Raw genomic sequence first — 26,099 nt, forward strand, 5'->3', positions numbered from 1 at the left:
CACAAATGGTGCAAACTTGAGGCTTGCCCCCCGCGAAGGAAAGCCCCATGCCACCACGCCACCCCACCCCGCCAGGCTTCATCCGCGTACGTGGCGCCCGTGAGCATAACCTCAAGAACATCGACGTCGACATCCCCCGCGACGCCTTGGTGGTATTCACCGGCGTCTCTGGCTCAGGCAAGTCCTCGCTGGCCTTCTCCACCCTCTACGCCGAAGCCCAGCGCCGCTACTTCGAATCGGTCGCGCCCTATGCCCGGCGCCTGATCGACCAGGTCGGCGTGCCGGATGTCGACGCCATCGAGGGCCTGCCGCCAGCCGTGGCCCTGCAGCAGCAACGCGGCACCCCTAGTGCACGCTCGTCGGTGGGTAGCGTCACCACCCTTGCCAGTTCGATCCGCATGCTCTACTCCCGCGCCGGCAGCTACCCGGCGGGCCAGCCGATGCTGTATGCAGAGGACTTTTCGCCCAACACGCCCCAGGGCGCCTGCCCCGAATGCCATGGCCTGGGCCGGGTCTATGAGGTGACCGAGGCGACCATGGTCCCCGACCCGTCGCTAACCATACGTGAAAGGGCGGTGGCAGCCTGGCCAATGGCCTGGCAGGGGCAGAACCTGCGCGACATTCTCGTGACCCTGGGCTACGACGTCGACATCCCCTGGCGTGAATTGCCCCAAGAGCAACGCGACTGGATCCTCTACACCGACGAGACACCCACCGTACCGGTGTACGCCGGCCTCACCCCGGCGCAGACCCGCACCGCGCTCAAGCGCAAGCTCGAACCCAGCTACCAGGGCACCTTCAGCGGTGCCCGGCGCTATGTGATGCACACGTTCATGCATTCGCAGAGTGCGCAGATGCGCAAACGCGTCTCCCAGTTCATGCGCCCCAGCCCTTGCCCGCTGTGCCAGGGCAAACGCCTGAAGCGTGAAGCGCTGGCAGTCACCTTCGCCGGCCGCGACATCGGCGAGCTGTCGCGCCTGCCGCTGCAGGCACTGGCCGAGGTGTTGCGCACAGTGGCGGCACCCGGTTACCTGGAGCAGCATGAAGACACCCTGACGCTGGAAAAACGCCTGGCCGCACAGCGCATCGCCCACGAGTTGCTGGAGCGCATCGCGCCGCTGATCGACCTGGGGCTCGGCTACCTGGCCCTGGAGCGCAGCACACCGACGCTTTCTTCCGGCGAACTGCAGCGCCTGCGCCTGGCCACGCAGCTCAACTCGCAGCTGTTTGGCGTCATCTATGTGCTCGACGAGCCGTCGGCCGGGCTGCATCCGGCCGACAGCGAGGCGCTGTTCGAGGCGCTGCAGCGGCTAAAACAGGCGGGCAACTCGGTGTATGTGGTGGAGCACGACCTGGACACCATGCGCAGGGCCGACTGGCTGATAGATGTCGGCCCTGCGGCGGGTGAACACGGCGGGCAAGTGCTTTACAGCGGCCCGCCACCGGGCCTTGCACAGGTTGCGGCGTCGCGCACCGGCGCCTACCTGTTCGCCGGGCAACAGCCGGCCAGCCGCACACCACGCCCGGCGCAAGCCTGGTTGCGGCTTGAAGGCATTACCCGCAACAACCTGCGTGAGCTCAGTGCGCAGTTTCCGCTGGGCTGCTTCACCGCGGTCACTGGCGTTTCCGGCTCGGGCAAGTCGAGCCTGGTCAGCCAGGCCTTGCTGGAGCTGGTGAGTGCACACCTGGGCCATGCCGCACAGCCGGCCGAGCCCGAGGAACAGAGCCTTGAAGACGCGCCCGAGCAGCCCAGCAGCGGGCGCGTGAGTGCGGGGCTGGAGCGCATCAAGCGGCTGGTGCAGGTCGACCAGAAACCCATCGGCCGCACGCCACGTTCCAACCTGGCCACCTACACCGGGCTGTTCGACCATGTGCGCAAACTGTTCGCCGCTACCGAACAGGCCAAGGCCCTTGGCTTCGATGCCGGGCGCTTCTCGTTCAACGTCGCCAAGGGCCGCTGCGCGGCCTGCGAGGGCGAAGGCTTCGTCAGTGTCGAACTGCTGTTCATGCCCAGCGTCTATGCGCCCTGCCCGACCTGCCACGGCGCACGCTACAACCCCCAGACGCTGGCCGTGACATGGCAAGGCATGACCATCGCCCAGGTACTGCAATTGACCGTCGACCAGGCGCTTGAAGTGTTTGCCGAACAGCCCTCGGCCCGGCGCTGCCTGCAGGTGCTGCAGGACATCGGCCTGGGCTACCTGCGCCTGGGCCAGCCGGCCACCGAGCTGTCCGGCGGCGAGGCGCAGCGGATCAAGCTGGCCACCGAACTGCAGCGCACCGCCCGCGGCGCCACGCTGTATGTGCTGGATGAACCCACCAACGGGCTGCACCCGCAGGACATCGACCGCTTGCTGGTGCAGCTCAACCGCCTGGTCGACGGCGGGCACAGTGTGGTGGTGGTCGAGCATGACATGCGCGTAGTAGCGCAGAGCGACTGGGTGATCGACATTGGGCCGGGGGCTGGGGATGCGGGGGGCACGGTGGTGGTGAGTGGTACGCCTCGGGATGTTGCGGGGTGCGGTGAAAGCCGCACAGCCGAGTTTCTGGCCAGAGCCCTATAGCGCCTGTACTGGCCCTATCGCCGGCAAGCCGGCCCACAAGTACCCCGCTGCTCTCAAGCTCAGCGCAAACCCAGTGAGCCGGCTTGCTGGCCGTAGGGCCTGTGGGTACAGTCTGCGCCATGGATAAATACACCCCTCACCAGTGGCTCCCGCACGAAAAGCCGAGCCTGCCCGGTTCCCCTTCCACGCCCTTGCATACCCCGGCCAAACGCCTGGCCTTCGGTGTGGTCGGCCTGCTGGTGGCGATCACCGGCGGCCTGGGCAATGCGCTGGTCACCGCCAACCTGATGTTTCTGCAGGGTGCCTTGGGCGCAACCACCGCAGAAATGGCCTGGCTGCCTGCCGCCTACGTGATGACCAACGTGTCGATCAACCTGCTGCTGGTCAAGTTTCGCCAGCAGTTCGGCCTGCGCGCCTTCACCGAAGTGTTTCTGGTGCTCTACGCACTGGTCACCTTCGCCCACCTGTTCGTCAACGACCTCAACTCGGCCATCGCCGTGCGGGCCGCCCACGGCATGGTGGGTGCCGCGCTGAGTTCGCTGGGCCTGTACTACATGATCCAGGCGTTCCCGGCGCAGTGGCGCCTCAAGGCCATGGTGCTGGGCCTGGGCGCCTCGCAGCTGGCCCTGCCGCTGGCACGGATTTTCTCCGAAGACCTGCTGCAAATCGCTGAGTGGCGCGGCCTGTACCTGTTCGAACTGGGCCTGGCGCTGGCCGCGCTGGGTTGCGTTCTGCTGCTCAAGCTGCCCCCGGGCGACCGCTTCAAAACCTTCGAGCCGCTGGACTTTCTGACCTTCACCCTGATGGCCGGCGGCACCGCCCTGCTCTGCGCCGCCCTGTCGCTGGGGCGCATCGAGTGGTGGCTGGAGGCGCCATGGATCGGGGTCGCCCTGGCAGCGTCGATCGCCCTGGTGTTCAGTGGCCTGGCCATCGAGCACAACCGCCAGAACCCGCTGCTGATGACGCGGTGGCTGGGCAGCGGCGCCATCATCCGCCTGGGCTTGTGCGTGATCCTGATCCGCATGGTCACCTCCGAGCAGTCCACCGGCGCCGTGGGTTTTCTGCAAGTGCTGAACATGGGCAGCGAGCAGATGCGCACGCTGTACTGGGTGATGCTGCTCGGCGCGGTGGCGGGCCTGGCCAGCAGCGCGCTGACCATCAGCCCCAACCACCTGGTCATCCCGCTGTTCATCTCGTTGCTGGCCATGGCCACCGGGGCGTTCATGGACAGCAGCTCAAGCAACCTCACGCGGCCGGCGCAGATGTACCTGAGCCAGTTCCTGCTGGCCTTTGGCAGCACCTTCTTCCTCGGCCCGTCCATGGCCCTGGGCATCAGCCACGTGCGCGCCAACCCGCGCAACCTGGTGAGCTTCTCGGTGCTGTTCGGCATCTGCAACAACCTCGGTGGCCTGATCGGCGCCGCGCTGCTGGGTACCTTCCAGACCTGGCGCGAAAAATTCCATTCCAGCCACCTGGTCGACCGCCTCAGCTACCTCGAGCCGCTGGTCAACGCCCGCGTGCAAAGCGGTGGCGGTGGTTATGCCGGCATCCTCGCCGACCCGGCCCTGCGCAGCGAGGCCGGGCTGCGCGTATTGGCCAACGCGGCCACGCGTGAGGCCAACGTCATGGCCTACAACGATGTGTTCATGCTGATCGGCAGCATCGCTATCCTCACCATGATCTGGATTTGCATCCGCGGTTCCTGGCTGTGGTACACAGCCCGCCAGGCCGCTTCACCCGACTCCACCAGCGGTACTGCCAACCGATGACCGACCAAACCCGCACAACCACCACCACTGCCCTTGCCGAAACCCCGGAAGGCGCCGCACCGCCCAGCGAACCGACCAGCCCGGTACGCACGCGACGGGTGCGCATCCTGTCTTCGGTCATGTTCGCCTGCGTGGCTCTGGCCGGCATCCTGCTGGTGCTCTATGCCTGGCGCCTGCCGCCGTTCGGCAGTGCCATAGAAAGTACCGAAAACGCCATGGTACGCGGCCAGGTCACCATCATCGGGCCGCAACTGAGCGGCTATGTGGTCGATGTACCTGTGCATGACTTCCAGTTCGTCAAGGCCGGCGACTTGCTGGTGCAACTGGACGACCGCATCTACAAACAGCGCCTGGCCCAGGCCATCGCCCAACTGCAACAGGAGCAGGCGGCGCTGGCCAACAACCTGCAGCAGCGCAATAGCGCCGAAGCCACCATCGCCCAGCGTCAGGCCGCCATTGGCGATGCCAAGGCCCAGGCGGAAAAGGCCCGCGCCGACCTCAGCCGCAACCAGGCGCTGGTCAGCGATGGCTCGGTGTCGCGCCGCGACCTGGACGTTACCCGCGCCAGCCAGGCTGCCGCCGTCGCCACCCTGGCCCAGGCCAAGGCCGCGCTGGCCATCGCCCGCCAGGACCGCGAGACGGTCATCGTCAACCGCGCCGCGCTGGAGGCCTCGGTTGAAAACGCCAAGGCGGCCGTGGAGCTGGCCCGCATCGACCTCGACAACACCCGGGTCACTGCGCCGCGTGATGGCCAGCTGGGGCAGATCGGCACCCGCCTGGGCGCCTACGTCAACTCCGGCGCACAACTGATGGCGCTGGTGCCCGATACCGTGTGGGTGATTGCCAACATGAAGGAAACCCAAATGGCCAATGTGCGCATCGGCCAGCCGGTGACCTTCACCGTGGACGCCCTCAACCACCTGAAGCTGCGGGGCCATGTGCAGCAGATTTCACCGGCCACAGGCTCCGAGTTCGCCTTGCTGCAGGCCGACAACGCCACCGGCAACTTCGTCAAGATCGCCCAGCGGATACCCGTGCGGATCACTGTCGATGCCGACCAGCCAGCGGCGAGGCGCCTGAGCCCAGGGATGTCGGTGGTGGTGAGTATCGATACCCGTGATGAAAAATGACTGGCCCCGCGCGGGGTGAATCTGAGAACCGCGTCGAGATGCCGTCCTGCCACGATTGCGCCGCTCTAGCCCGTGGGTTCTAATTCTGACCCACCGGTTTTATCTTCGCCATCCAAGGACGCTTGATCATGTACAGGAAGCTCGTACCGCTGGCGCTACTGGCCACTCTGGCCGGCTGCTCGGACACCACGGACACCAGCGAAACCCATTTCCAGAAAGCAGCGCAGGCCTACCTCGACACCCAGTACCCCCATTGCTTCGTGGTCACATCTTTCCCCGCCAAGACCCAGGACTTCGATACCAACGGCACCAACAAGGCGCTGCATGCGCTGGCGCAAGTCGGCGTGGTCAGCGAGAAGGAAATCTCCCGCACCGAAGTGCCGGAACGCCTGTGGCAGCCGGCACGCACCGACATCTATTACGCCTACGACCTTACCGCTGAAGGCCGCAAGTACTACAAGGCCGATGCGCAGAAGATGCTCAACGGCAGCACCCGCGGCGGGCTGTGTTTCGGCAAGGCGCAGGTCACTGCGATCGAGCGTTTCACCGAGCCGGGTGAAGTGATGGGCCAGACGATTTCCAACGTCACCTATGCCTACACGATCACCGGCCTGCCGGCCTGGGCGGCTAACAACGAAGTGCAAGCGAACATCCCCCCGCTGCGTGAGGCCGTGGCCACCAACCAGACCCCGGCCAAGGAGACACGGGCGATGGTGCTGACCAACAAGGGCTGGGTGCACGAGCGCCTGTTTGATAAATGAGGGTGCCTACCGGCCCTTTCGCGGGGCCGGTCCCGTCACAGCCACCAGGCCAGCACCAGCGGTAACCAGGCAAACGACAGCACTGTCGAGCACATCACCAGGTTGGCTACCTGCTCCGGCTCCCGGTTGGCGCGCACTGCCATCAGGTAGTTGAACACCGCCACCGGCATCGCCGACTGCAGCATCAGCACCGCGCGCTCCAACTGCTCCAGCCCCAGTGCCATGCCCACTGCCCAACCCACCGCCGCCCCCAGCACGATGCGCAGGCCGCCCAGCACCAGGCCGCTGCCGATGTGCTGCGCGCGGATGCTCGCCAGCGATACACCCAGGGTCAGCAGCATCAGCGGGATCGACATGCCACCAAGCAGGTCTGCCGTGTTGGCCAGCCAGCGCGGCAGCTCGAAGTCCAGGAAGATGATTGGCATGGCCCCAGCCAGGCTGATGACGATGGGGTTGCGCAGCAGCGCCTTGAACGAGGCCGCCGTACCGGCGATGGCCATGCCGAGGGTGAACTGCACGATCGACAGGGTAAGGAAGAACGCTACCGCCAACGCCAGCCCATGCTCGCCGAAGGCGTACAGGCTGATGGGCAGGCCCATGTTGCCGGTATTGGGGAACATGAACGCTGGCATCAGCACGCGCCAGTGCTGGCCCGAGGCGCGACACACCAGCCAGCCGCCCAACGCCATCGCCAGCGTGCACAGCAGGCAGGCGATTGCCATGCTGGTGAAGGCTGCCGGGTCCAGCTCGGTGCGGCTGAGGGTCGACAGCACCAGCGAAGGGGTGCCCACCGTCATGACCATGCGGGCGACGAACGCGGTGGGGTAGTCCAGGCCCTTGCGGGCCCAGGCGTAGCCGATGCCGGCGACGATCAAGACCGGGGCCAGAACGGCGAACAGTGAAGCGAGCATGGGGTAGGCCTTCCTTGGAGCGTTTGGGCGACAGTATGCCGCAGCCTTCAACATCGCGGGGTTACTTTGCAGCCCTATCGCCGGCAAGCCGGCACACAGGGACAGCAGTATGCTTGGGATCACGCTGTCGGGGTGGGAGCTGGCTTGCCAGCGATTGGGCTGCAAAGCAGCCCCACACAATGTCGGCTCCAGACACAAAGCCGAAGTATTCCGACCTGCGGCGTCCTGTCGCACTCTACACCCCCTTGGGCAAACCCCTCGCAGGCCGTAGAATCGCGCCTCCTTTTCGCCCGTCGCCTTGAACGGTGGCAACCGGCAGCAACGACAGAGTCCGTGCCTGACCACATGCCCGTCCATGTGAAATAGGCTCAACCGACCCCGCCCGGCCCAGCTCTTTGTGCGGCCAGCGGTTGAGTCTTGCCCAGGTCGCATCCAGCCCAGGCACACCCGTGCAGCCTTGCGGCCCTCATTGGGCCTGTTTGGCGTGCGCGTTCGAAAAGGCGCTCCCAACCGCCACTCCAACTTGAGGTTTGTATGTCTGCGCGTTTGCTGGCCATGGCGCTGGCGCCCCTGCTCGGGCTGTTCATCATTGCCCTGGGCAACGGTTTCATGTCTTCCCTGACGACCCTGCGCCTTGGCGCTGCCGGTGAATCGGCATTGATGATCGGTATCGTCTCGTCGAGCTACTTCCTGGGCCTGACCCTGGGCGCAATCTTCAACGACCGGCTGATCCTGCGCATCGGCCATATCCGCGCCTACTCAAGCTTCGCCGCGCTGATCGCCGCGACCATCCTGCTGCAGGGCCTTTTCTACGACACCACCTGGTGGTCGATCCTGCGCCTGATCAACGGCTGGGCGGCGGTCGGTGTGTTCCTGGTGATCGAGAGCTGGCTGCTGCTGGCCGGCGACGCGAAAATCCGCGGCCGGTTGCTGGCGCTGTACATGATTGCCTTCTACGGCGCCGGGGTGATTGCCCAGGCCGGTTTGGGCGAAATCACTCACCTGGGTGATAGCGCTCCGTTCATGCTGGCCGGGATGCTCGCCGCGTTGTCGGTGCTGCCGATCGTGATCCTGCCGCGGGTATCGCCGCTGCTGGACCAGGTCGAACCGTTGAAGCCGCGCCAGTTGCTCGGTGTGGCGCCGTCCGGGCTGGTCGGCTGCTTCGGCTCGGGCGTGGCCATTGCCGGGATCTACGCCTTGCTGCCGCTGTACCTGCAGCGCATCGGCCTGGACGTGGGCGAAGTCGGCAACATGATGGCCTGGGTAATCCTCGGCGCCATGCTGTTGCAGTATCCGGTGGGGCGCTGGTCCGACCGCAAGGACCGCCAGGATGTGCTGATCGCGCTGGCAGCGCTTTGCGTGGTGCTGTCGCTGATCACCGTGTTCCTGCCGTCGCAGTCATCGTTGCTGCCGGTGATGCTGTTCCTGCTCGGTGGTGGGGTGTTCACGCTGTACCCGGTGGCGGTCAGCCATGCGGCCGACCGGGCCCCGTCCGATGCGCTGGTGCCGATGATCCAGGGCCTGCTGCTGATCAACTCGCTGGGTTCGGCCATGGCCCCGCTGGCGATTTCGCCGGCCATGACCGAGTTTGGCGAGGCGGGGCTGTTCTGGGCCTTTGCAGTGGTCAACCTGGGCATGGTGTGCTTTTTCCTGTGGCGCCGGGGCAAACGCCCGGCGGCGGAGCACCCGGCACCGTTCACCGCCTCGACCACGTTCTCGCCGACTGGCGCCGAATTACGGGTGACCGAAGACCTGAAGCAGGCGGCGCAGGAGCACCCGCCGCTGGAGCCGGCAGAGGCGCAGGCGCCAAGCGTCAACGCACACTGAACCCAGGGGGCTGCCGGGCAGCCCTCTATGGTGACCGCCCGTCGCCCCAAGGGCACCCCGCAATCACCGGCCAGCCAAACGAATGACAGATCATCCGCACAGGAGATTCGCCATGATCCGCATTCGTCCCCTCCCCCTGCTCCTCACGCTCGCCCTGGGCCTGGGCTCGGCAACCAGTTTCGCTGCTTCCGATACCTCGAACACCAATACCGACACCTACCCGAAAACCGACCAGCAAGGCGGCAAGACTGCCGGTGAGGGCAGCAGCGTCAACAGCCCCGGCAGCAGCCAGGACAACGACAGCGCCGACACCGGCGGCGATGCGGCCGATGGCGCCGCAGGCGGCTCCAACAGCACTGGCGAAGCAACGGGGTCTGGCGCCGGGCATACCGGTGGCACTGCCGAGGACCAGGACAGCCGCTGAAGGCAGCCTGGGCTACACTGCGGCGAATCGCCCTGCCAAGGAATCGCCATGAACCTCAAACCCTGGCTGTTCGCCGCGCTGCTGCCTTGCACTGTACTGGCCGCGGGCAGCGGCTCCGGTGCACTGTCGATCAGCTCGTCATCCTTCACCGATGGTGGTGTCATCGCCCTGCAGCAGGTCGGGCCCGACCCGGCCTGCGGTGCTGGCGAGCAGCGTTCCCCGCAGTTGAGCTGGACGAACTTGCCTGCCGGCACGCGCTCGCTGGCCTTGGTGATGTTCGACCCGGACGGCGGCAAGGGTATCGGGGTGGTGCATTGGGTCGCTTATAACATCGACCCTGAACTGGGTAGCCTGGAAGAAGGCAAGTACGCCTTGACCACCAAGGGTGTGACCGTGGGCCGCAATTCGCGCGGCACCCTCACCTACCGTGGGCCGTGCCCGCCAGCCGGGGATAACCCGCACCACTATGCGTTGACACTGATAGCCACTGACATACCCATCGGCGTATTGCCCGATGGGCTGGACCGCAATGGTCTGATGGAGTTGCTGCAAGGGCATGCGTTAGGTGCGCAGAGCCTTGTTGGCAAGTATGGACATTGAGGTGGTAAGCACCGGTCTTTTCGCAGGCAAACCCGGAGGCCACCATGCCCTCACCTGAAACAGCCCTGCGCCTCAGCTGGCAGCAAAACGCCAAAAGCTGGATCGAAGCCGTGCGCAGCGGCGCCATCGAAAGCCGCCGGCAAGTCACCGATCAAGCCATCCTTGTGGCCATACTCGGCCGCCAGCCCGAACATGTTCTCGACCTGGGCTGTGGTGAAGGGTGGCTGCTGCGCGCCTTGGCCGAGCGTGGCATCGACGCCACCGGGGTGGATGGCGATGCTTCGCTGGTCGAGGCGGCACGGGTAGCCGGCTCGCCACAGGTGCACCTGGCAAGCTATGAGCAGCTGTGCAATCGCGCGGTGGAGATTGGCAGCGGTTACGACCTGATCTGCAGCAACTTCGCCTTGTTGCAACAAGACATCATCCCCCTGCTGGCGGCGCTTGGCGCACTGCTGGCACCCGGCGGTGCGCTGGTGATCCAGACACTGCACCCCTGGAGTGAGGCGCACGGTGATTACCAGGATGGCTGGCGCGAGGAATCGTTTGCCGGTGTTGCCGGCAAGTGGCAGCCGATGCCCTGGTACTTCCGCACCCTGGCCAGCTGGTTGAACGCGCTGGAAATGGCAGGTTTCAGGTTGGCGAGCCTGCAGGAGCCGCAACACCCACAGAGTACAGGGCCGCAGTCATTGCTACTGGTGGCTGAGCGGGTTGATTGACTGTGCCGACAGCCCGGGGGAAACCCTGGGCAAGGGCAAGCACAGCGTAGCGGCCTGGCATTCAGCAACCAAATACCGAGCATTCCAACATTTAATTTGTGGATGTGTGGGGCTGGCCCCTATGCTGTCAGTGCATCCCCTGCACGCACCGGCCGGTGTGGTCCAAGGCATGGGGAGAGAACAACAAGTCGAGATCGTTCATGTCGAATCACTCCTACTTCGCCCCCCACGGTGGGCACCCGGCTCAAACCGAGCTGCTGACTGACCGTGCAATGTTCACCGAAGCCTATGCCGTCATTCCCAAAGGCGTGATGCGTGACATCGTCACCAGCCACCTGCCGTTCTGGGACAAGATGCGCATGTGGGTCATCGCCCGCCCACTCACCGGCTTTGCCGAAACCTTCGCCCAGTACATCGTCGAAGTGGCCCCGGAAGGCGGCAGCGAGCGTCCTGAACTGGACCCCAATGCCGAAGCCGTCGTATTCGTCGTCGAAGGCGAAATCGACATCACCGTCGAAGGCAAGCACCACACCCTGGGCCAGGGCGGTTACGCATTCCTTGCCCCGGGCGCCGAGTGGAGCCTGCGCAACAACAGCAAGTCCAACGTCACCTTCCACTGGCTGCGCAAGCACTACCAGAAGGTTGAAGGCCTGGATATCCCTGAGTCGTTCGTTACCCACCGCGACAACGCCACCGTCATCGAAATGCCGGGTACCGAAGGCCGCTGGGTCACCACCCGCTTCGTCGACATGGCCGACATGCGCCACGACATGCACGTCAACATCGTGACCTTCCAGCCGGGCGGTGTGATTCCGTTCGCTGAAACCCACGTCATGGAGCACGGCCTGTACGTGCTGGAAGGCAAGGCGGTCTATCGCTTGAACCAGGACTGGGTTGAAGTGGAAGCGGGCGACTTCATGTGGCTGCGCGCATTCTGCCCGCAAGCCTGCTACGCCGGCGGCCCAGGCAAGTTCAGCTACCTGCTGTACAAAGACGTGAACCGTCACGTGCACCTGACGCTGAACCCGCAGCGTTAAGGCCTGAATGCTGTAGCAGAGCCCGCCACCTGGCGGGCTTTGTGTTTGCCGCACATACTCAAGGGCCTACCCACTTCGCGGTGCACGCCATGAACCGCAGTACCCTGTTTGCTGCCCTGTTGGCCTTCACCTGCGTGCAAGCTGCTGATGACTGGAGCCTGGCTTACGACCGCGAAGGCATTCGCGTGTACCTGCGCGGCGTGACCGGCTCACCCTATCAGCAGTTCCGCGGGGTCAGCACCATGCAGGCCAGCGTGCGCACCCTCACCGACCTGCAGGAAAATCTACGTGTCGCCTGTAAATGGCTGTATGCCTGCGCGCAGATGCGCCTGCTGGAAGTCGCGGGCGACAGCACCTGGGTCTACCTGACCACCGACTTGCCATGGCCTACCCTGCCGCGCGACGTCATTCTCAAAGTCACCAGCGAACGGCTCGACGACGGCACCCTGGTACGCCATTTGAGTGCCGAGCCGAACAAGTTGCCGGAGCAGCCGGGGCTGATCCGTGTGCAGCACCTCAGTGGCGAGTGGGTCATGAAGCCGCTGGGCGAGCGCACGACCGAGGTCACTTATCAGCTACAGGCCGATCCGGCCGGGGATGTGCCAGGCTGGCTGGCCAACCGCTTCGTGGTGGATGCGCCGGTAGTGACGCTGCGCACTCTTCGGGCTGTGGCCGAGCGCCAGCCTTGAGGCAGCCTACTGAACCACCCCGCAAGCGACCCGTGCACCGCCGCCACCGAGCTTCTCGGGGTGGTCACTGTGGTTGTCGCCCCCTGCATGCACCATCAGCGCGTGCCCTTTGAAGTCCGAAGCCTTCAGGCGTGGCGCCAGTACCGGGTAGGTGGCCTTGCCATCTGCGCCCACATACAGCGCCGGCAGGTCGCCGCGGTGGCCGCTATCGTCGTAAGGGCCCTTGTGTGCATTGGTCGAGTCCGGATCCCAGTGGCCGCCCGCTGCACCTGCAGGCACAGGTTTGCCATTTTCCTCGGCAGGTGCGCAAGAAGGCTTCTGGTGCAGGTGGAAGCCGTGCACACCCGGTGGCAAGTCTTTGAGGTCCGGGGTGAGCACGGCGCCGTACTTGCTCTGCTCGATGCTGACGGTGCCGATCACTTTGCCCGGGCCGTCCGCGGCGGCCAGCTTCAGTTCCACGGTCTGCGCTGCCTGGGCGAGGCCGGCCGAGGCCAGCAAGGCGCTGAATACCAGTGCTTTCATGATGTATCTCCATGGTTTGAGGTGAGCGGGTGTCATACCCACATAACAGGTGGGACTGCACAGGTTGGCAGGCATTCAATCCAGCCACAGAATGAAATACTTCCTACCAGAACCGGTCAGCGTATTCTGCAAAGCCCAAATAAGCGTTTTTACCAACCCACCAGCCGCGCTAACCTGTGGCCGTTACCCGGCCACGGACCCCGCCCATGCTCCACCTCCTGCTGACCACGCTGGCTCCCATCATCCTGCTGATCGCCCTGGGCACATTTTTGCGCGTACGCGGTTTTCTGGCTGAAACCTTCTGGCCTGGTGCCGAGCGCCTGAGCTACTACGTGCTGCTGCCATCGCTGTTCCTTCATGGCCTGGCCACCGCCAACCTGGACGGGGTGCCGGTGCTGGGCATGGTCGGCGTGCTGATGCTCTCTACCTTGCTCGGCGCCGCGCTGCTGGTGCTGTATCAAGGTGCGGTGAACCACGATGGCGCAGACTTCACCTCGGTGTTCCAGGGTGGCGTGCGGTTCAACAACTATATTGGCGCCACCCTGGCCGCCGGGCTCTACGGCAGTGCGGGCATTGCCCTGGCTGCGGTGGCGAACGCCGCCATCGTGCCATTGGTGAACCTGCTTTGCGTGCTGGTGTTCGCCCGTTTCAGTGCACGCCACAGTTCCCCGGTCACCGTGCTGCGGGCGATCTTCGCCAACCCGTTGATCGTGGGGTGTGCTGGCGGGCTGCTGCTGCGCGTCACCGGGTTGGGGCTCCCTGCCGGCATCGAGCCAACAGTCAAGGCGCTGGGCCAGGCCGCCCTGCCCTTGGGCCTTTTGTGTGTCGGCGCAGCACTGGGCGGCGCCAGCGTCGGCCAACAGGTACGCCCGCTGCTGGCAGCTTCGACGTTCAAGTTCCTGGTCATGCCGCTGACCACCTGGGGCCTGTGCCGCCTGCTCGGCCTGAGCGGCCAGGCGGCGGTGGTGGCGGTGCTGTTCCAGGCATTGCCTACAGCATCGTCGTCCTATGTCATGGCGCGGCAAATGGGCGGCAACGCACCGTTGATGGCGACCATCATCGCCTTGCAGACCGTGGCCGCCGCGGTGACCCTACCCTTGATGTTAATGCTTTCGCTCAATTGAAAACGCTTGGCTAGACTGAGGATCAGCAAACACTTCGGAACCTGGACCATGCGCCTATCGTGGATGGTGATCGGCTTCACCTCGGCCCTGCTCGCAGGCCCATTGAATGCCGCCGACACTGCCAAGGCCACTGTTGCCGAGGAAAAGGCCGAGGTGCTTGAAGAGAAGGTGGCCGACGATGCGCCAGCACCGAAAAAAGCCGAAACCCTGACGCCCAGTGAAGTCAAGGCAGTCGACCCCGCAGGCCAGGCGCCGCTGGACGACAGCATCACCTGCCTGGCACGCACGATCTACTGGGAAGCCAAAGGTGCCGATGAAAAAGACATGAGCGCTGTGGCCAGCGTGGTGCTCAACCGCCTTGGCAAGGACGGTTTCCCCGACACCATCTGTGGTGTGGTCAAGCAAGGGGTTGAAAGCAAGTCCTGCCAGTTTTCCTGGTGGTGTGACGGGCGCTCCGACCAGGTCGAGGAGCCGCAGCGCTACGACATCGCCAAGGAGATCGCGCGCAAGGCGCTCAACCAGCAGCTCAAAGACACCACCGGCGGCGCGCTTTACTTCCATGACCGCACAGTGCGCCCCGACTGGGCCAAAGCCTACCGCAGGACCGCCCAGACAAGGCTCTTTCTGTTCTACAAACCCAACCCGGCGTTGGCGCGCTGAGCCGGGTGACTGTTGCGCAGCCCCTGACACCGGCGAACGTTTGCACACAGCGCGCAGTCAAACTCAAGCCCCGACAATGATGGGCAACGCATCGCACTTTTCAGGCAACCCGCGGTCTACCACCTCTTTTGTCGCCTGCAAGCCATTGCTGGTGTTTTGTTTTCATTGCTTTGCACGACACCGGGCCAAAAGCCTTGGGCTTGTGTAGGATGAGCAGCGCATACCAAGACGCTGCCAGTCACAGGGAGATCCACATGCGCGTCCTGTCATCCGTTGCCGCCTTGTCGTTAAGCCTGGCCGTTTCGACTTCGAGCCTGGCTGCCAACGGCGAAGAGGCGCAACTGATCGATTCGATCAATGCCTACCGCAGCCAGGCCCAACCCTGCGGCGATGGAGCATCGCTCGAGCTGCCGCCGCTCAACAGCGACACCCGCCTGGCGCTGTCGCCCGAAGGTACGCGCGACCTGCAGCAGGCCATGACCCGCGCGGCATACCCCATGGTCAACGTACAGGCGATCAGCCTGTCCGGCCCGCGCGACGCCCGCGCCGCGATGCATGCCATCCAGGAAAGCTTCTGCCAGGTGGTGCTCGACCCCCAGTTCGTCGACATTGGCGTCAGCCAGGAAGGCCGCGACTGGCGCATCGTACTGGCGCGCCCATTGCTCAGCGGGCGCCTGGGCGACTGGCAGGCAGAGGGGCAAAATGTGCTGCAGGCGATCAACGCTGCGCGCAAGGCCCCACGACAATGCGGCGGCCAACCCTTTGCCGCAGCACCCGCGCTTGGCTGGAGCACCGTGCTGGCGGGGGTGGCGGCCAACCATACAAGGGCCATGGCCAACCAGAATTTCTTCGACCACATCGACCGCGACGGCCGCACGCCGGGTGACCGTGCCGAACTGGCCGGCTACCTGTACCAGCAGATTGGCGAGAACATCGCAGCCGGGCGTGACTCGGCACAAAAGGTGGTAGATGGCTGGCTGGCCAGCCCTGGGCATTGCGCAACCTTGATGAACCCAGACTTCCGCGAAATGGGGGCTGCCTATGCAGTGGACCCCAAGAGCGATGCGGGCATCTATTGGACGGCGTTGTTCGGCACACCGCAATGAGCCGCCTTGCGCAGCGCCTGCGCGGTGCAACCAAAGCGCTGTCGCACGCGCCTGCCCAGGTAACTGGCATCTCCAAGCCCTACTTCCTCGGCAATCTGTGCCAGACCATGGCTGGAGTTGCACAGCCGCCAGCGGGCCTGTTGCAGGCGCATTTCCAGCCACCAGGCCTTGGCGCTCATGCCGTGGCTGGCCTGGAACTGGCGGTCCAGTTGCCGCCGGCTGATCCCCAGCTCTGCCGCCAATCGCTCGATGGACAGGCGCGCCCCCATATGGTGGCGCATCAACGCCAGCGCACGCTGCACCTGGCGCCCCTGCCCTGCGCCGGCCTCCAGCGAGCGCAGGGCATGGCGGCTGTCACGGGTCTCATCCACCAGCATGTCGGCCAACCCCTTGAGCGCGCGAGCGCGGCCACAGGCCTCTGACAACAGCGCCACCGCCAGGTCGATGGCTGCCGTGCCACCGGCGCATGTAATACGGGCCCCGTCGATGCAGTACAGCTGCTCGCGCAGTACCTGAAGGTGCGGGAACAATGCGCGGAACTCGGTTTCGTGACGCCAGTGCACAACCACCCTGTGCGCCTCCAGCAAACCACAGGCCGCCAGCAGGAAAACCGCGTTGTCGACGCCGACCAATTTCACCCCAGCCCTGGCTGCGCGCTTGAGCAGGCTCTTGTAGCGAGGAGCCAACCCGGCAGTTGCCTGCGCGTTGCGGCTGCCGAACAGCACCAGGTAATCGAAACCCTCCAGCGCCAGCGAATCGGTAATCGCCGCCACTTGCACCACCGCGCCGCTGCTGGAAACCACAGGCTCCCCGGTCAGCCCGCCGAGTGTCCAGCTGCAGTAGCGCTGGCGGCTGTAATCTTCGTCATCGGCGCTGAAACGCAGCTTGTCCAGAAATGCGCCAAAGGGCAGCAATGCGAAATCCGGCAAGGGCAGGATCAGCAGGCGAATATCGGGGGCCATGCGAGGATGTCCAGAAAGTACCTTCGAATGTCCAGATCATACCCTGCCCCAGCCACGCCGTCGCTTAGACTGGACACCTGAACACTGATCGAAAAAGGCGCGTTGCATGGCTCTGGATACCTGGCTCATTTACCTGCTGGCAAGCATCGGCCTGTCGCTGACCCCAGGGCCGAACAGCTTACTGGCGTTGACCCATGGCGCGCTGTATGGCGCTCACCGTACCTTGTTCACCATCGTTGGCGGTGTGTTCGGCTTCAGCGCGCTGATCGCCCTGGCCATGTTCGGCCTGACGGCCCTGCTGCAAACGTCAGCGGCATTGCTGACGGTATTGAAGTGGGTAGGTGGCGCCTACCTGGTGTGGTTGGGCATTGCGCTCTGGCGCAGCCCGCCCTTGCACCTTGAAATGAACACGCGCCCCGCAAAGCTGAGCAATGCCGGTCTGTTCCGCCAGGGCCTGCTGTCGGCCATGGCCAACCCCAAGGTGCTGCTGTTCTATGGCGCATTCCTGCCACAGTTCATCGACCCGCAGCGCGGCTTGCTCACGCAGTTTGTGATCATGGCCGCCACCTTCGCCAGCGTGGAGTTCGTGGTCGAATACCTGCTGGCTCGGTTGGCGTTCCGTATCAGGCCTTGGCTGGCCAAAGGTGGCAAGGGTTTCAATCGGTGCTGCGGGGGCTTGTTCGCGTTGATCGGAGTGGCGTTGCCGTTCGGCCGATAAATCTCAGAAAATCCCTACATTCGAGATAGGTGGTCAAGAAGCGCGCGACCTTTCGATCCAGTCCATAGTGAAATACCTCCCATACAGCGAGATGCGCTATGACACCTGCCAACGTGCTGACCACCCTCCCACCATGTGACCCTGCCACACCGGAACGGGTCGATGACCTCCTGCAACGCCCGGGCCTGCGTATCGAGCGCATTGTTTCAAGCGGCCAGTGCAGCCCTCCCGGCTTCTGGTACGACCAGCCCGAAGGCGAATGGATCGTGCTGCTGAGCGGCAGTGCCGGCCTGCGCCTCGAGCATGAGGCCTACACACGGCTGCTGGCGCCGGGTGATTGCCTGGACATCCCGGCCCATTGCCGCCATCGCGTGGAATGGACCGCACAAGGCACCCATACCGTGTGGCTCGCCGTGTTCTATAGCAGTGAAAAACCCTGGCCTGCCTGCTGAGCGGGTTAGAATGGCCACACACATCCCTCGACATCACGACCATGATCCAGTCCGATCTCGACCTGTTCGGCCCCCAGCCACAACGGCTGGCCAGCCACACCGTGCTGTTGCCCGGCTTCGCCCTTGCGCAAGTCGAGCGGCTGCTCGACGCTCTGCGCCCTGTGCTTCGCGCAGCCCCCTTCCGGCACATGCGTACGCCTGGCGGGCTGCACATGGCGGTGGCCTTGACCAACTGCGGTTCGCTGGGTTGGGTCAGCGACGCCAAGGGCTACCGATACAGCCCGACCGACCCAGCCAACGGCGAACCTTGGCCAGCCCTGCCTGAAGCCCTGCTTGACCTGGCCGGGCGTGCTGCGGCCGCGGCAGGCTTCGACGCGTTCATACCTGATGCCTGCCTGGTCAACCACTATCTGCCCGGTACCCGCCTGAGCCTGCACCAGGATCGCGACGAAGCGGACTTCGGCCAGCCGATCGTGTCGGTATCTCTGGGGTTGCCGGCGGTGTTCCTGCTGGGTGGTTTCCAGCGCTCGGACAAGACCCGGCGAATAGCGTTGAGCCATGGCGATGTGCTGGTCTGGGGAGGTGAGGACCGGTTGCGCTTTCATGGCGTACTGCCGATCAAGCCGGGCGTGCATCCGCGGATGGGTGAGCGGCGGATCAACCTGACTTTGCGCAAGGCGGGGTGATGCAGTCAAATAGCCACCCGACATTTTTGCCAGTAGACGCGCGCCCTCCTGTTCCCGGTTAATTGGGCTGACGCCGCCACTACCAGAGCGGCCTCGTTCAAGGGAGTGAACCCATGCGCATGTTGATCACAATCCTGCTAGTGCTGACCCTCTTCGGGGCAAGCCGCGTCATGGCGCTCGATGCCAATGAAGAGGCCTATGCCGATGCGCCGCCCGCCAAGTACCTGGTCTACTCCGTCACTTGGCAACCCACGTTCTGCATCATGCGGCCCTCAACGCCAGGCTGTGACCAGGCACCGCAACGCTTTCTCACCCACGGTGTCTGGCCCTACAGCGAAAGCATTGGCAACCTCACCAATCGTCACCCCCAGTACTGCACCAAGTCCCCTGACTGCACCAACGGCGAAGCCTGTGCAATGAGGGCCGATGAGATGAGTGCAGTGCTTGCCAACAAAGCCCTGCGGGACATCGTTACCCGCGAGCCCAAGGGTATGTTGGCGCATGAATGGCAAAAACACGGCACCTGCTCGGGCAAGGATATGCAGGCGTACTTTCAGGACTTCGTCGACTTGAGAAAGGTGGTCAGTTTTGACAATGACGCGTTCCAGGCGATGGTAGGGCACGCTACCGAGTTTTCGAAGATTCGCGAGGTCTTCCCTGAGAACACGGCGTTCAGATGTTACCGGGATAAGCAGGGTAAGCAGTACCTGCATGAGGTGTTCTACCTGATCGACGAAAAAGGGAACCCGTATAGGGACGAAACCAACCTGCAGATCGGCGTTCAGTGTGAAGCGCAGAAAACATGGATCCCGGAGCCTGCCAAGGCGACGTCCTGAAGGCAGGCTGTACGTGGACAAGGATGGCACCTCGAGGTACAGCGCGCTCGGACGCCGCTGTACCGGCGAGGGACGATCTCGTCTCCATGGTCATTGCGCCTGAGACTGGCTCAGGTACTTGTCCACCCCAGCCTTGCCATCCCCTGCATCCCCCGCCACCTGCCACAACCGCCGCTCGATCCCCTGTGCCAGCAAATGCCCTACCGCCGACTCGATAGCCGACAGCACGCACAACTGCGCGGGTTCGTTGGTGGTGTAGCCCACTTCTGCTTCGAGCAGCTTCTTGAACTCGATGAACTTGAACACCCCGGCGCTACGCCCCACCGAGTAGATGGTCTTGCTGGTCATCACGTTGGCCAGTACCTGCCCGGTGCGTACGTCCACCGCCCGCAGGTTGACCGTGACCTGATCGACCCGGTACTCGCGGGAGATGTCGATGCCCAGGTAGCGTGCCCCTTCCCCGCCGCTGCGCACATTGGTGTCGTAGGCGATGATGCCGCCTTCGAGCATCAGGTTGGCCGCTTGCAGCGGCGGCAGCTCGGTCTGGATGTTCTCCGGTACGTCGGCCTTTTTCTGCGAGGCGCGGATGATCTTGCGTTCGGTCAGCAGGTTCTGCAGGCCTTCACGCTCCAGCACCACGAACCAGCCGCTGGCATTGAGGGCATCCATCAGCATGCTCGCCGCCCCTTGGGTGACACTGGTGGAAAACGAGCTGGCCGGGGTCGGCTTGTACTGCCCGGTCTGGTCGCGGAAGCCATACACCACCGCCATCAGCCGGCCCTTGGGCCGTGGCATGTTGATCAGGTCGTAGTAAGTCGACGCGCGCGGGGTCAGGGTCGGGCTTTCCGAGTCCTGTTCGGCCGACATCGGTTCGCGCAGGCCGCAACCTTGGAGGCCTTGCAGGGCGGCGAGGATCAGCAAAGTGCTCAGCAGACGTTTCATGGTGTTCTCTCCCCAGATAACAACCCGTCCCTCTCAGGGGTTCAGGCCGCTGACCTCAATGATCGAAATTTCTCCTGTGACGCGGTCGGTGACCTTGATGCTCAGGGCACCGGAGTCATCGATCACATCGATCAGGAAGGCATCGGTGGCCATGCTGCCGGTTTGGCCATTGCTGATGTTGTCCAGCAACTGCGACAACATCCGCGACTCCAGCTGGTTGCTGAAGCGTTCCAGGGCCGAGGTACCGCCAAAGGCGGAGGTGCGGTCCTTGAGGTCGGGGTCGTCATAGTCGTTCTGCGCCTGGGCATTGTTCAGCAACCAGGTGCCGTTGAGCGGGTTGCCACCGAACGCCGGGTTGACCGGGGTGTACACCAGCTCCGTGGCCTGGGCGGTAACGGCGCAGGCCACGAGACAGGCGGCGATGCAGTGGGGTATACGCGTGTTCATAGCTCGTCCCTCTCCAGATCAGTGGTGTCTTGCAGCAGGCGTTGCAGCTTGCGTTGAATCACCTCCTGCTTGACCAGGTCGGCGGCCGCAACGGCCTCTTCTTTCAGTTGGGTGACGTTGGGTGGCAGAAAGCGGCGGTACAACACGTCGCGCTCGAACTCCACCGTGATCAGGCTGCCCCAGCGGGCATCCGGGCGTTCGCGCACCACCAGGTTGAAATCCAAGCGGCTGGTGGCGCGCAGGCGGTCGGCAAAGTAGTAGTAAAAGTCGTGGCCGATGTGCGAGATGGTGTTGTCGACGATAAAGCCCTTCATCTCGTCTTCGGCATCGGCCTGCGCCACATCGGATACCCCGGCGGCCAGCAGCAGGCCAAGGCTCAGGCAAAACACGTTCAGGCGTTTCATGGCGCGTCCCCCGGGCTGCTGTGGGTCTGTGCGCCACTGGCGCTTTCGTTGAAAGCCTGCTCGGCGACGAACTGCCAGTCGCTGTAGTGCTCGAGGCCTTCGAAGCCGGACCACTGCGTGTCGAAGCCGCTGCGTTTGAACGGGGTGGCGTCGGAGCGGCTGTGCACCCCGGTGATACGCCCGTCGATCGAACGCAACAGCCCCCATTCATCACTGCCGGTGACTGGGTCCGGGTACAACCGGCGGATGTGCCGTTTCGGCTCGGGAAAACGGTTGTCCTCAAGCAGGTCGGCCAGCGCCTGCGGGTACTGCGCCAGGCCTGGCGAAGCGCGGTAATAGCTGCGCAGTGCCTGGGCATACTGGCCACCCACCCACAGCAACTGACGCTCCTTTTCGCGCTGCGCCGCGCTGGACCACAGCGTGCCGCTGGACGCCAGGGCCACGCTGCTGGCTGCGATCAGCAGCAATACACCCAGGTAGGTGAAGCCGTTGCAGGCCTTACCATTGTGCGAAGTGGCTGCCATCACGTGCCCTCCCTGTCGCACCGCTCTTGATGTCGGCCACGCCTCCGGCCACCCCTTCTGGCGGCGGCACCAGTTGCCAGGCATCACCGCGTTCGGTAATCGGGTCGATCGGGGTGTTGCGCAGGTAGCGCTGCTCGACCAGTTGTTCCAGCGAGTCGGGGTAGCGGCCGGTGTCGCCGTAGTAGTGGTCCAGCGCCTCACGCAGCACCGCCAGGCTCTGGCGCAGGGCAGCCTCACGGGAGCTTTCCAGGCTGTTGAAGTAACGTGGCATGGCAATGGTCATCAGCGTGGCGATGATCGCCATCACCACCAGCAGTTCGATCAGGGTGAAACCTCGGCTGCGTTTCATGGCCGTCACCATTGCCCGTAGGGGATGTTGTTGAGGCCTTTGCCGCGGGCCTTGGAGTACACGTCGTAAACGTCTTCGCCGTCACGCGGGTTGTCCGGCCCGCTGTCATAGGCGCGCAAGCCCCAGCCACCGCCGTCATCGTCTTTTGCCGCTACCAGCGGGTCGTGCGGGATGCGCCGCAGGAAGTAGAACTTGTTGCCCTTGGCGCTGCGTACATCGCGCACCCCGTCGACCAGTACCTGCAGGTTTGGCGGGTAGCCACTGGCATCCAGGCCTTTTTCGATGAAACCTGCGTCGAAGGCCCGTTTGTAGGCATCGATGGCATCGCGGATCTGGTACAGCGCCTGACGCAATTGCTGCTCCTTGGTGCGGCGCACCACGGTTTCGGTCAGCGGTGCAGCCATGCTGGCGAGCAGCCCGAGCAATGCCAGGGTCAGCACCACCTCGATCAGGCTGAAGCCTTGCACGCGGCGTTTCATGGCCGTGGGCCCTTGCCGGCAGGTACCACCGCCATCTGGCTGTCGACAACCGGTGCATCGCCAGGCGCCTGGCCCGGCTCATCGGCCGGCAGCGCGCCGGCTGGCAAAGGCAGGGCCAGTTGGCGCACCTGCATGCTCGATTCGGTACCGGTGGCGAACTCCATGTCCGAGGGGCTCTGGTAAGGCAGGTTGCGTACGATCCGCGGGGTGATCGCCAGTACCAGTTCGGACTTGCTCATGTCATCGCGGTTGCTGCCGAACAGCCGGCCCAGGCCAGGGATGTCGCCCAGGCCCGGGATCTTGTTGCCGCTGGAGGTCTTGTCGTTGCGCACCAGCCCCGCCAGCACCTGGGTTTCGCCGTCGTGCAGGCGCAGGCTGGTCTGGGCGTTGCGGGTGTCGACCTGGACCGGGATGGTGCCCTGGCGGGTCGGCTCCAGCGGGGTGGCGTTGCTGACCTCGAGCGCCACCTTGATCGCCACCTCGTTGTTCAGGTGCACGGTAGGCTGCACTTCAAGCTTCAGACCGACATCCAGGTAGGTGACGCTTTCGGTGATCACCGGCCCTTGGGTGGAAGGTACCGAGGTGGCGCTGATGATCGGCACACGCTGGCCGATGTGGATGCGCGCCTGCTCGCGGTTGCTGACGCGGATCACCGGGCTGGCCAACGTGTTGATGTCCTTGTCCTGGGCGTTGATCTTGGCCTGGGGCGCCGGCGAGATGCTGATACGCCCGGAGTTGATGCCGCGCAACTGGTCCAGCACGCTGACCGGGTTGCCCTCATCGCTCAGCACCCCGAAGGTATTGGGCCATTGCAGGCCAAGGTCGAGGATGCGCGAGCGGGCCACCTCCATCACCTCCACTTCCAGCACCACTTCAGGGTTGGACTGGTCCTGCGACTGCAGCAGCTTCTCGGCCATGCGCACGGCGTCGGGGGTGTCGCGCATGGTCAGGGTATTGAGGCGCTCATCAACGAATACATCGCGGGTCTTGAGCATGGTCTTGACCATGTTCAGTGCGGTGTTGGCATCGATGCTGGTCAGGTAGAACGTGCGCATGACCAGTTCCTGGTAGTCCTTGGTCTTCTGCGGCGAGTCGGGGTAGACCAGCAAGGTGTTGTCGTTGACGATCTTCTGGCGCAGCTGGTTCTGTTCCAGCAACAGGGCTATGGCATCCTCGATGCGCACCTCGCGTACGAAGATGGTGGCCTTCATGTCCGGGCGCAGGTCCTTGTCGAAAATGAAGTTGATGCCGGCCACCTGGGACAGCACTTCGAAAATGACCTTGAGCTCGGCATCGCGAAACTCCAGGGTCACCGGGCGTTCCAGCTTGCTGCGCAGTTGCGGGAAGGGCTGCGCCGTGCGGGCCTGGACGTTCTCGATATCGCTGCGCAGCATGATGCCCTTCTGGTTTTGCGGGTCCAGGCGCAGCACCTCACGCATGTAACGCTCGGCACCGAACAGGTCGCCCTGGCGCAGCGCAGCCTGGCCCAGCGCAACACGGTCATCGAGGGTGCGCATCAGTTCCAGCTGGCGGATGCCCTCATGCGCGCGGCGGTTGTTCGGTTCCAGGGTGAGCACGCGGCCATAACCAAGGCGCGCGCCGGCGAAGTCGTGGCGGATGCGGTCGCTGTCGGCCTGGCCAAGCAGCGCCTCGACCGCGTGCTGGCGGCCTTGGGCCAGGGCAATGTTCAGGTCGGTGTCACGCGGGTCGTCGCGCAGCGCCTCTTCCAGGCGAGCGATACCGGCCTCGTACTGGCCTTCTTTCATCAGCGCCTGGCTGTCTTTGCGCACCGCGCTCGAACCGCAGCCGGCAATGGCCACGCAGAGCGCCAGCAGCATGAACGGAGCAGGCTTGCACAACTTCGATGGCTTCATGGTGCGCTCCCGACAGACAGAGTCTGTGACTGGTGCAAAGGCAGGTAGACCAGGCCCAGCTCATTGGCCGAAACCCGATCGAGACGGTAGGTGTCGTCAATCACGTCGCCCTGACGCACGACGTAGAGTTTTTCGCCGCTGCGCAGGAAGACCTGCAGGTCATCGCGATCGCCCAGGCGGCCGACGAACTGGAAAGGCAGCGCCGGGGCTGCGGGGGCAGCGGCTACCACCGAGGTGGCGACCACAGGTTGTTCGGTGACCGTGGCCAGGGCCTTGGGTTTAGTCCATTGCTGGCGGGGGAACAGGTCGCGCGTGGCCTGTTCTGGCTTCATCACCGGTACGCCGGCACTCTCAGAAACCGCTTGTGTGGGCGCCGGCTTGCCGGCGATCAGGGCCTCCTCGCTGCCCTCGCCGAACCAGTGCCCAGGCGCCCAGGCCAACGCCCCGGCAAGCCCCAGAAACCCCGCCCACACCACTGCACGCTGAGTGTTCATGACGACCTCGACAGGTAAAGGGTCATGCGCAGGCGGCCATTGAGTTCACTGTCGCCAATGCGCTTGCGCTGCAGCTCCAGGTCTTCCAGCACCAGGGTCGGCAACTGGCCCAGCAGGCCGCGCACAAAGCCGCGGATCTGCGGATAGCTGCCACGTACCGGCAGGACGATCTGGTAACGCGCCAGCTGGGTCTTGGGGTCGACACCCAGGGCGTACTCACCACGGGCCAGGCTGATTCGTTGGGCGCTGGCCAGGTGGTACAGGCGCTCGATCAGCTCGCTGGCTTCAGGTTGCCCTGGCAGTTGCTGGCGCAGGCTGTCCAGCGCTTGCTGTTCAGGCTTGACGGCGACTTTAAGTTCGCCGCGCCTGACCCGCTCGACCTGGGCGCTGGCATCGGCCTCGCTGGCGCGCAGCTCGCGCAGGGCCTGCCACTGCGGCAGCACCCCGGCCAGCGCTACAGCGACTGCCAGGACGGCCATTGCGGCGCCGGCCAGGCCGACCGGGCCGATACGGCGCAACTGCTCCTGAAGGATCAGGCTGTTTATCGAGTCAGGGGCGCGCATGGCCGGTCTCCCAGGTGGCGGTAAGGGTGAAGCGCACCGGGTGCTCGGGTTGGCCCGCCACCACCTCATGGTTGAGCAGCGATACATCGCTGAGCTCGGTGCTCTGTTCCAGGCGGTGGTGGTACTGCAGCATCGCTTCCAGGTTGCGGGCCTCGGCGGCAATGCGCACCTGGCCCTTGCGGGCATCAGGCGTCAGGCTGAGCAGGGCCACGTCTTCCTGGGGTTGCGCTTCAAGCATGGCGAACAGTTGCTGCCAGGGCCGTTGCAGTTGCTGGGAAACGCTGCGCATCTGCGCCAGGCGTTCGGCCTGCTCGCGGCTGGCGGCGCTGTTCTGCGGGGCGACCGTGGCCGGGCGGCGGCCCAGTTGCAGCTCCAGGCTGTGCAGCCGGGCCTCAAGGTGAACCTGCTCGGCTTGCAGGTGCTGTTGCAGCAGTACCAGCACGGCCACCACCGCGCCGCCCAGGGCCAGCAGCGACCAGGCCAGCGGGCTGCTGCGCCGGGGCTGGAATTCCAGGTCGAGGCGGCGCAT

At 64.6% G+C, this 26,099-nt stretch carries 30 protein-coding genes; 17 read left to right on the top strand and 13 right to left on the bottom strand.

Going from position 1 to position 26,099, the window contains the following annotated elements; all coding sequences use genetic code 11:
- Positions 1-47: 47 nt before the first annotated feature.
- The 4 genes from uvrA to ACMGGN_RS09990 all read left to right on the top strand — a co-directional run bounded on the left by uvrA (position 48) and on the right by ACMGGN_RS09990 (position 6,224).
- Complete coding sequence (gene uvrA / locus ACMGGN_RS09975) at positions 48-2,564, top strand: excinuclease ABC subunit UvrA (protein WP_414156729.1); 2,517 nt, start codon at positions 48-50, stop codon at positions 2,562-2,564.
- A gap of 119 nt (positions 2,565-2,683) precedes the next feature.
- Positions 2,684-4,333, top strand: a complete 1,650-nt coding sequence (locus tag ACMGGN_RS09980; RefSeq protein ID WP_115274970.1) for an MFS transporter — start codon at positions 2,684-2,686, stop codon at positions 4,331-4,333.
- Positions 4,330-5,463: an HlyD family secretion protein gene (locus tag ACMGGN_RS09985; RefSeq protein ID WP_115274971.1), complete on the top strand. Its 1,134-nt coding sequence runs from the start codon at positions 4,330-4,332 to the stop codon at positions 5,461-5,463. The genes ACMGGN_RS09980 and ACMGGN_RS09985 overlap by 4 nt, the downstream gene beginning before the upstream one ends.
- Positions 5,464-5,591: 128 nt before the next feature.
- Positions 5,592-6,224 (top strand): hypothetical protein, encoded by a 633-nt coding sequence (locus ACMGGN_RS09990; protein ID WP_115274972.1) that lies wholly within the window; start codon positions 5,592-5,594, stop codon positions 6,222-6,224.
- 35 nt (positions 6,225-6,259) lie between these two features.
- Here the strand turns inward: ACMGGN_RS09990 and ACMGGN_RS09995 are convergent, their stop codons facing one another.
- Entirely contained in the window at positions 6,260-7,135 is an 876-nt protein-coding gene (locus tag ACMGGN_RS09995) for an AEC family transporter (RefSeq protein ID WP_414156730.1), read from the bottom strand.
- 534 nt (positions 7,136-7,669) lie between these two features.
- On the opposite strand from ACMGGN_RS09995, the gene ACMGGN_RS10000 reads away from it, so the two are divergent.
- The 6 genes from ACMGGN_RS10000 to ACMGGN_RS10025 all read left to right on the top strand — a co-directional run bounded on the left by ACMGGN_RS10000 (position 7,670) and on the right by ACMGGN_RS10025 (position 12,428).
- Positions 7,670-8,962, top strand: a complete 1,293-nt coding sequence (locus ACMGGN_RS10000; RefSeq protein ID WP_414156731.1) for an MFS transporter — start codon at positions 7,670-7,672, stop codon at positions 8,960-8,962.
- Between the two features lie 112 nt (positions 8,963-9,074).
- Positions 9,075-9,386, top strand: coding sequence for a hypothetical protein (locus ACMGGN_RS10005; RefSeq protein ID WP_174141519.1), 312 nt, complete (start codon positions 9,075-9,077; stop codon positions 9,384-9,386).
- A gap of 48 nt (positions 9,387-9,434) precedes the next feature.
- The gene (locus ACMGGN_RS10010) at positions 9,435-9,986 is read left to right on the top strand and encodes a YbhB/YbcL family Raf kinase inhibitor-like protein (RefSeq protein ID WP_174141518.1); all 552 of its coding nucleotides are present in this window, start codon (positions 9,435-9,437) and stop codon (positions 9,984-9,986) included.
- Positions 9,987-10,030: 44 nt separating this feature from the next.
- Complete coding sequence (locus ACMGGN_RS10015; protein ID WP_174141517.1) at positions 10,031-10,702, top strand: class I SAM-dependent methyltransferase; 672 nt, start codon at positions 10,031-10,033, stop codon at positions 10,700-10,702.
- A 200-nt stretch (positions 10,703-10,902) separates the two neighbouring features.
- The gene (locus ACMGGN_RS10020) at positions 10,903-11,739 is read left to right on the top strand and encodes a bifunctional allantoicase/(S)-ureidoglycine aminohydrolase (protein WP_012314347.1); all 837 of its coding nucleotides are present in this window, start codon (positions 10,903-10,905) and stop codon (positions 11,737-11,739) included.
- Between the two features lie 89 nt (positions 11,740-11,828).
- Positions 11,829-12,428: an START domain-containing protein gene (locus tag ACMGGN_RS10025; protein WP_046787646.1), complete on the top strand. Its 600-nt coding sequence runs from the start codon at positions 11,829-11,831 to the stop codon at positions 12,426-12,428.
- Between the two features lie 6 nt (positions 12,429-12,434).
- On the opposite strand, the gene sodC is transcribed toward ACMGGN_RS10025, so the two are convergent.
- The gene (gene sodC / locus ACMGGN_RS10030) at positions 12,435-12,950 is read right to left on the bottom strand and encodes a superoxide dismutase family protein (protein WP_046787647.1); all 516 of its coding nucleotides are present in this window, start codon (positions 12,948-12,950) and stop codon (positions 12,435-12,437) included.
- 206 nt (positions 12,951-13,156) lie between these two features.
- Here sodC and ACMGGN_RS10035 point away from each other — a divergent pair, with 206 nt between their 5' ends.
- The 3 genes from ACMGGN_RS10035 (at position 13,157) to ACMGGN_RS10045 (ending at position 15,840) form a co-directional block, all read left to right on the top strand.
- Positions 13,157-14,074, top strand: a complete 918-nt coding sequence (locus tag ACMGGN_RS10035) for an AEC family transporter (RefSeq protein WP_046787648.1) — start codon at positions 13,157-13,159, stop codon at positions 14,072-14,074.
- 48 nt (positions 14,075-14,122) lie between these two features.
- Entirely contained in the window at positions 14,123-14,734 is a 612-nt protein-coding gene (locus ACMGGN_RS10040) for a cell wall hydrolase (RefSeq protein ID WP_196998102.1), read from the top strand.
- 254 nt (positions 14,735-14,988) lie between these two features.
- On the top strand, positions 14,989-15,840 hold the full coding sequence (locus ACMGGN_RS10045; RefSeq protein WP_115274977.1) for a CAP domain-containing protein: 852 nt from the start codon (positions 14,989-14,991) through the stop codon (positions 15,838-15,840).
- On the opposite strand, the gene ACMGGN_RS10050 is transcribed toward ACMGGN_RS10045, so the two are convergent.
- Positions 15,807-16,802, bottom strand: a complete 996-nt coding sequence (locus tag ACMGGN_RS10050) for a GlxA family transcriptional regulator (protein WP_119688966.1) — start codon at positions 16,800-16,802, stop codon at positions 15,807-15,809. The genes ACMGGN_RS10045 and ACMGGN_RS10050 overlap by 34 nt on opposite strands.
- A gap of 106 nt (positions 16,803-16,908) precedes the next feature.
- Here ACMGGN_RS10050 and ACMGGN_RS10055 point away from each other — a divergent pair, with 106 nt between their 5' ends.
- The 4 genes from ACMGGN_RS10055 to ACMGGN_RS10070 all read left to right on the top strand — a co-directional run bounded on the left by ACMGGN_RS10055 (position 16,909) and on the right by ACMGGN_RS10070 (position 19,494).
- Positions 16,909-17,520, top strand: a complete 612-nt coding sequence (locus ACMGGN_RS10055) for a LysE family translocator (protein WP_414156732.1) — start codon at positions 16,909-16,911, stop codon at positions 17,518-17,520.
- A 98-nt stretch (positions 17,521-17,618) separates the two neighbouring features.
- Positions 17,619-17,972, top strand: coding sequence for a cupin (locus tag ACMGGN_RS10060; RefSeq protein ID WP_046787655.1), 354 nt, complete (start codon positions 17,619-17,621; stop codon positions 17,970-17,972).
- 41 nt (positions 17,973-18,013) lie between these two features.
- Positions 18,014-18,658: a DNA oxidative demethylase AlkB gene (gene alkB / locus ACMGGN_RS10065; protein ID WP_414156733.1), complete on the top strand. Its 645-nt coding sequence runs from the start codon at positions 18,014-18,016 to the stop codon at positions 18,656-18,658.
- 113 nt (positions 18,659-18,771) lie between these two features.
- Positions 18,772-19,494 carry a ribonuclease T2 family protein gene (locus ACMGGN_RS10070; RefSeq protein ID WP_115274981.1) on the top strand — a complete coding sequence of 241 codons (723 nt, stop codon included), beginning with the start codon at positions 18,772-18,774 and terminating at the stop codon, positions 19,492-19,494.
- A gap of 90 nt (positions 19,495-19,584) precedes the next feature.
- On the opposite strand, the gene ACMGGN_RS10075 is transcribed toward ACMGGN_RS10070, so the two are convergent.
- The 10 genes from ACMGGN_RS10075 to ACMGGN_RS10120 are packed head-to-tail and all read right to left on the bottom strand — an operon-like array spanning position 19,585 to position 26,099.
- The gene (locus ACMGGN_RS10075) at positions 19,585-20,436 is read right to left on the bottom strand and encodes a CsgG/HfaB family protein (protein ID WP_046787657.1); all 852 of its coding nucleotides are present in this window, start codon (positions 20,434-20,436) and stop codon (positions 19,585-19,587) included.
- Positions 20,437-20,469: 33 nt separating this feature from the next.
- Entirely contained in the window at positions 20,470-20,883 is a 414-nt protein-coding gene (locus ACMGGN_RS10080) for a curli assembly protein CsgF (protein WP_012314333.1), read from the bottom strand.
- Positions 20,880-21,287: a curli production assembly/transport protein CsgE gene (csgE, locus tag ACMGGN_RS10085; protein WP_046787658.1), complete on the bottom strand. Its 408-nt coding sequence runs from the start codon at positions 21,285-21,287 to the stop codon at positions 20,880-20,882. The genes ACMGGN_RS10080 and csgE overlap by 4 nt, the downstream gene beginning before the upstream one ends.
- Positions 21,284-21,811, bottom strand: coding sequence for a type II secretion system protein (locus ACMGGN_RS10090; protein ID WP_046787659.1), 528 nt, complete (start codon positions 21,809-21,811; stop codon positions 21,284-21,286). Before ACMGGN_RS10090 ends, csgE begins: the two co-directional genes overlap by 4 nt.
- On the bottom strand, positions 21,786-22,160 hold the full coding sequence (locus ACMGGN_RS10095) for a type II secretion system protein (RefSeq protein WP_039601767.1): 375 nt from the start codon (positions 22,158-22,160) through the stop codon (positions 21,786-21,788). Before ACMGGN_RS10095 ends, ACMGGN_RS10090 begins: the two co-directional genes overlap by 26 nt.
- A gap of 5 nt (positions 22,161-22,165) precedes the next feature.
- On the bottom strand, positions 22,166-22,639 hold the full coding sequence (locus ACMGGN_RS10100) for a type II secretion system protein (protein ID WP_039601768.1): 474 nt from the start codon (positions 22,637-22,639) through the stop codon (positions 22,166-22,168).
- Positions 22,636-24,513 (bottom strand): secretin N-terminal domain-containing protein, encoded by a 1,878-nt coding sequence (locus tag ACMGGN_RS10105; protein WP_125923071.1) that lies wholly within the window; start codon positions 24,511-24,513, stop codon positions 22,636-22,638. The genes ACMGGN_RS10100 and ACMGGN_RS10105 overlap by 4 nt, the downstream gene beginning before the upstream one ends.
- A complete protein-coding gene (locus ACMGGN_RS10110) occupies positions 24,510-25,007 on the bottom strand; it encodes a hypothetical protein (protein WP_367903874.1) in 498 nt (165 codons plus the stop codon). The genes ACMGGN_RS10105 and ACMGGN_RS10110 overlap by 4 nt, the downstream gene beginning before the upstream one ends.
- A complete protein-coding gene (pilO, locus tag ACMGGN_RS10115; RefSeq protein WP_119688963.1) occupies positions 25,004-25,570 on the bottom strand; it encodes a type 4a pilus biogenesis protein PilO in 567 nt (188 codons plus the stop codon). The genes ACMGGN_RS10110 and pilO overlap by 4 nt, the downstream gene beginning before the upstream one ends.
- Complete coding sequence (locus ACMGGN_RS10120) at positions 25,557-26,099, bottom strand: PilN domain-containing protein (RefSeq protein ID WP_012314325.1); 543 nt, start codon at positions 26,097-26,099, stop codon at positions 25,557-25,559. Before ACMGGN_RS10120 ends, pilO begins: the two co-directional genes overlap by 14 nt.

The sequence above is a fragment of the Pseudomonas sp. BNK-30 genome (assembly GCF_047456185.1).
Classification (GTDB): domain Bacteria; phylum Pseudomonadota; class Gammaproteobacteria; order Pseudomonadales; family Pseudomonadaceae; genus Aquipseudomonas; species Aquipseudomonas putida_E.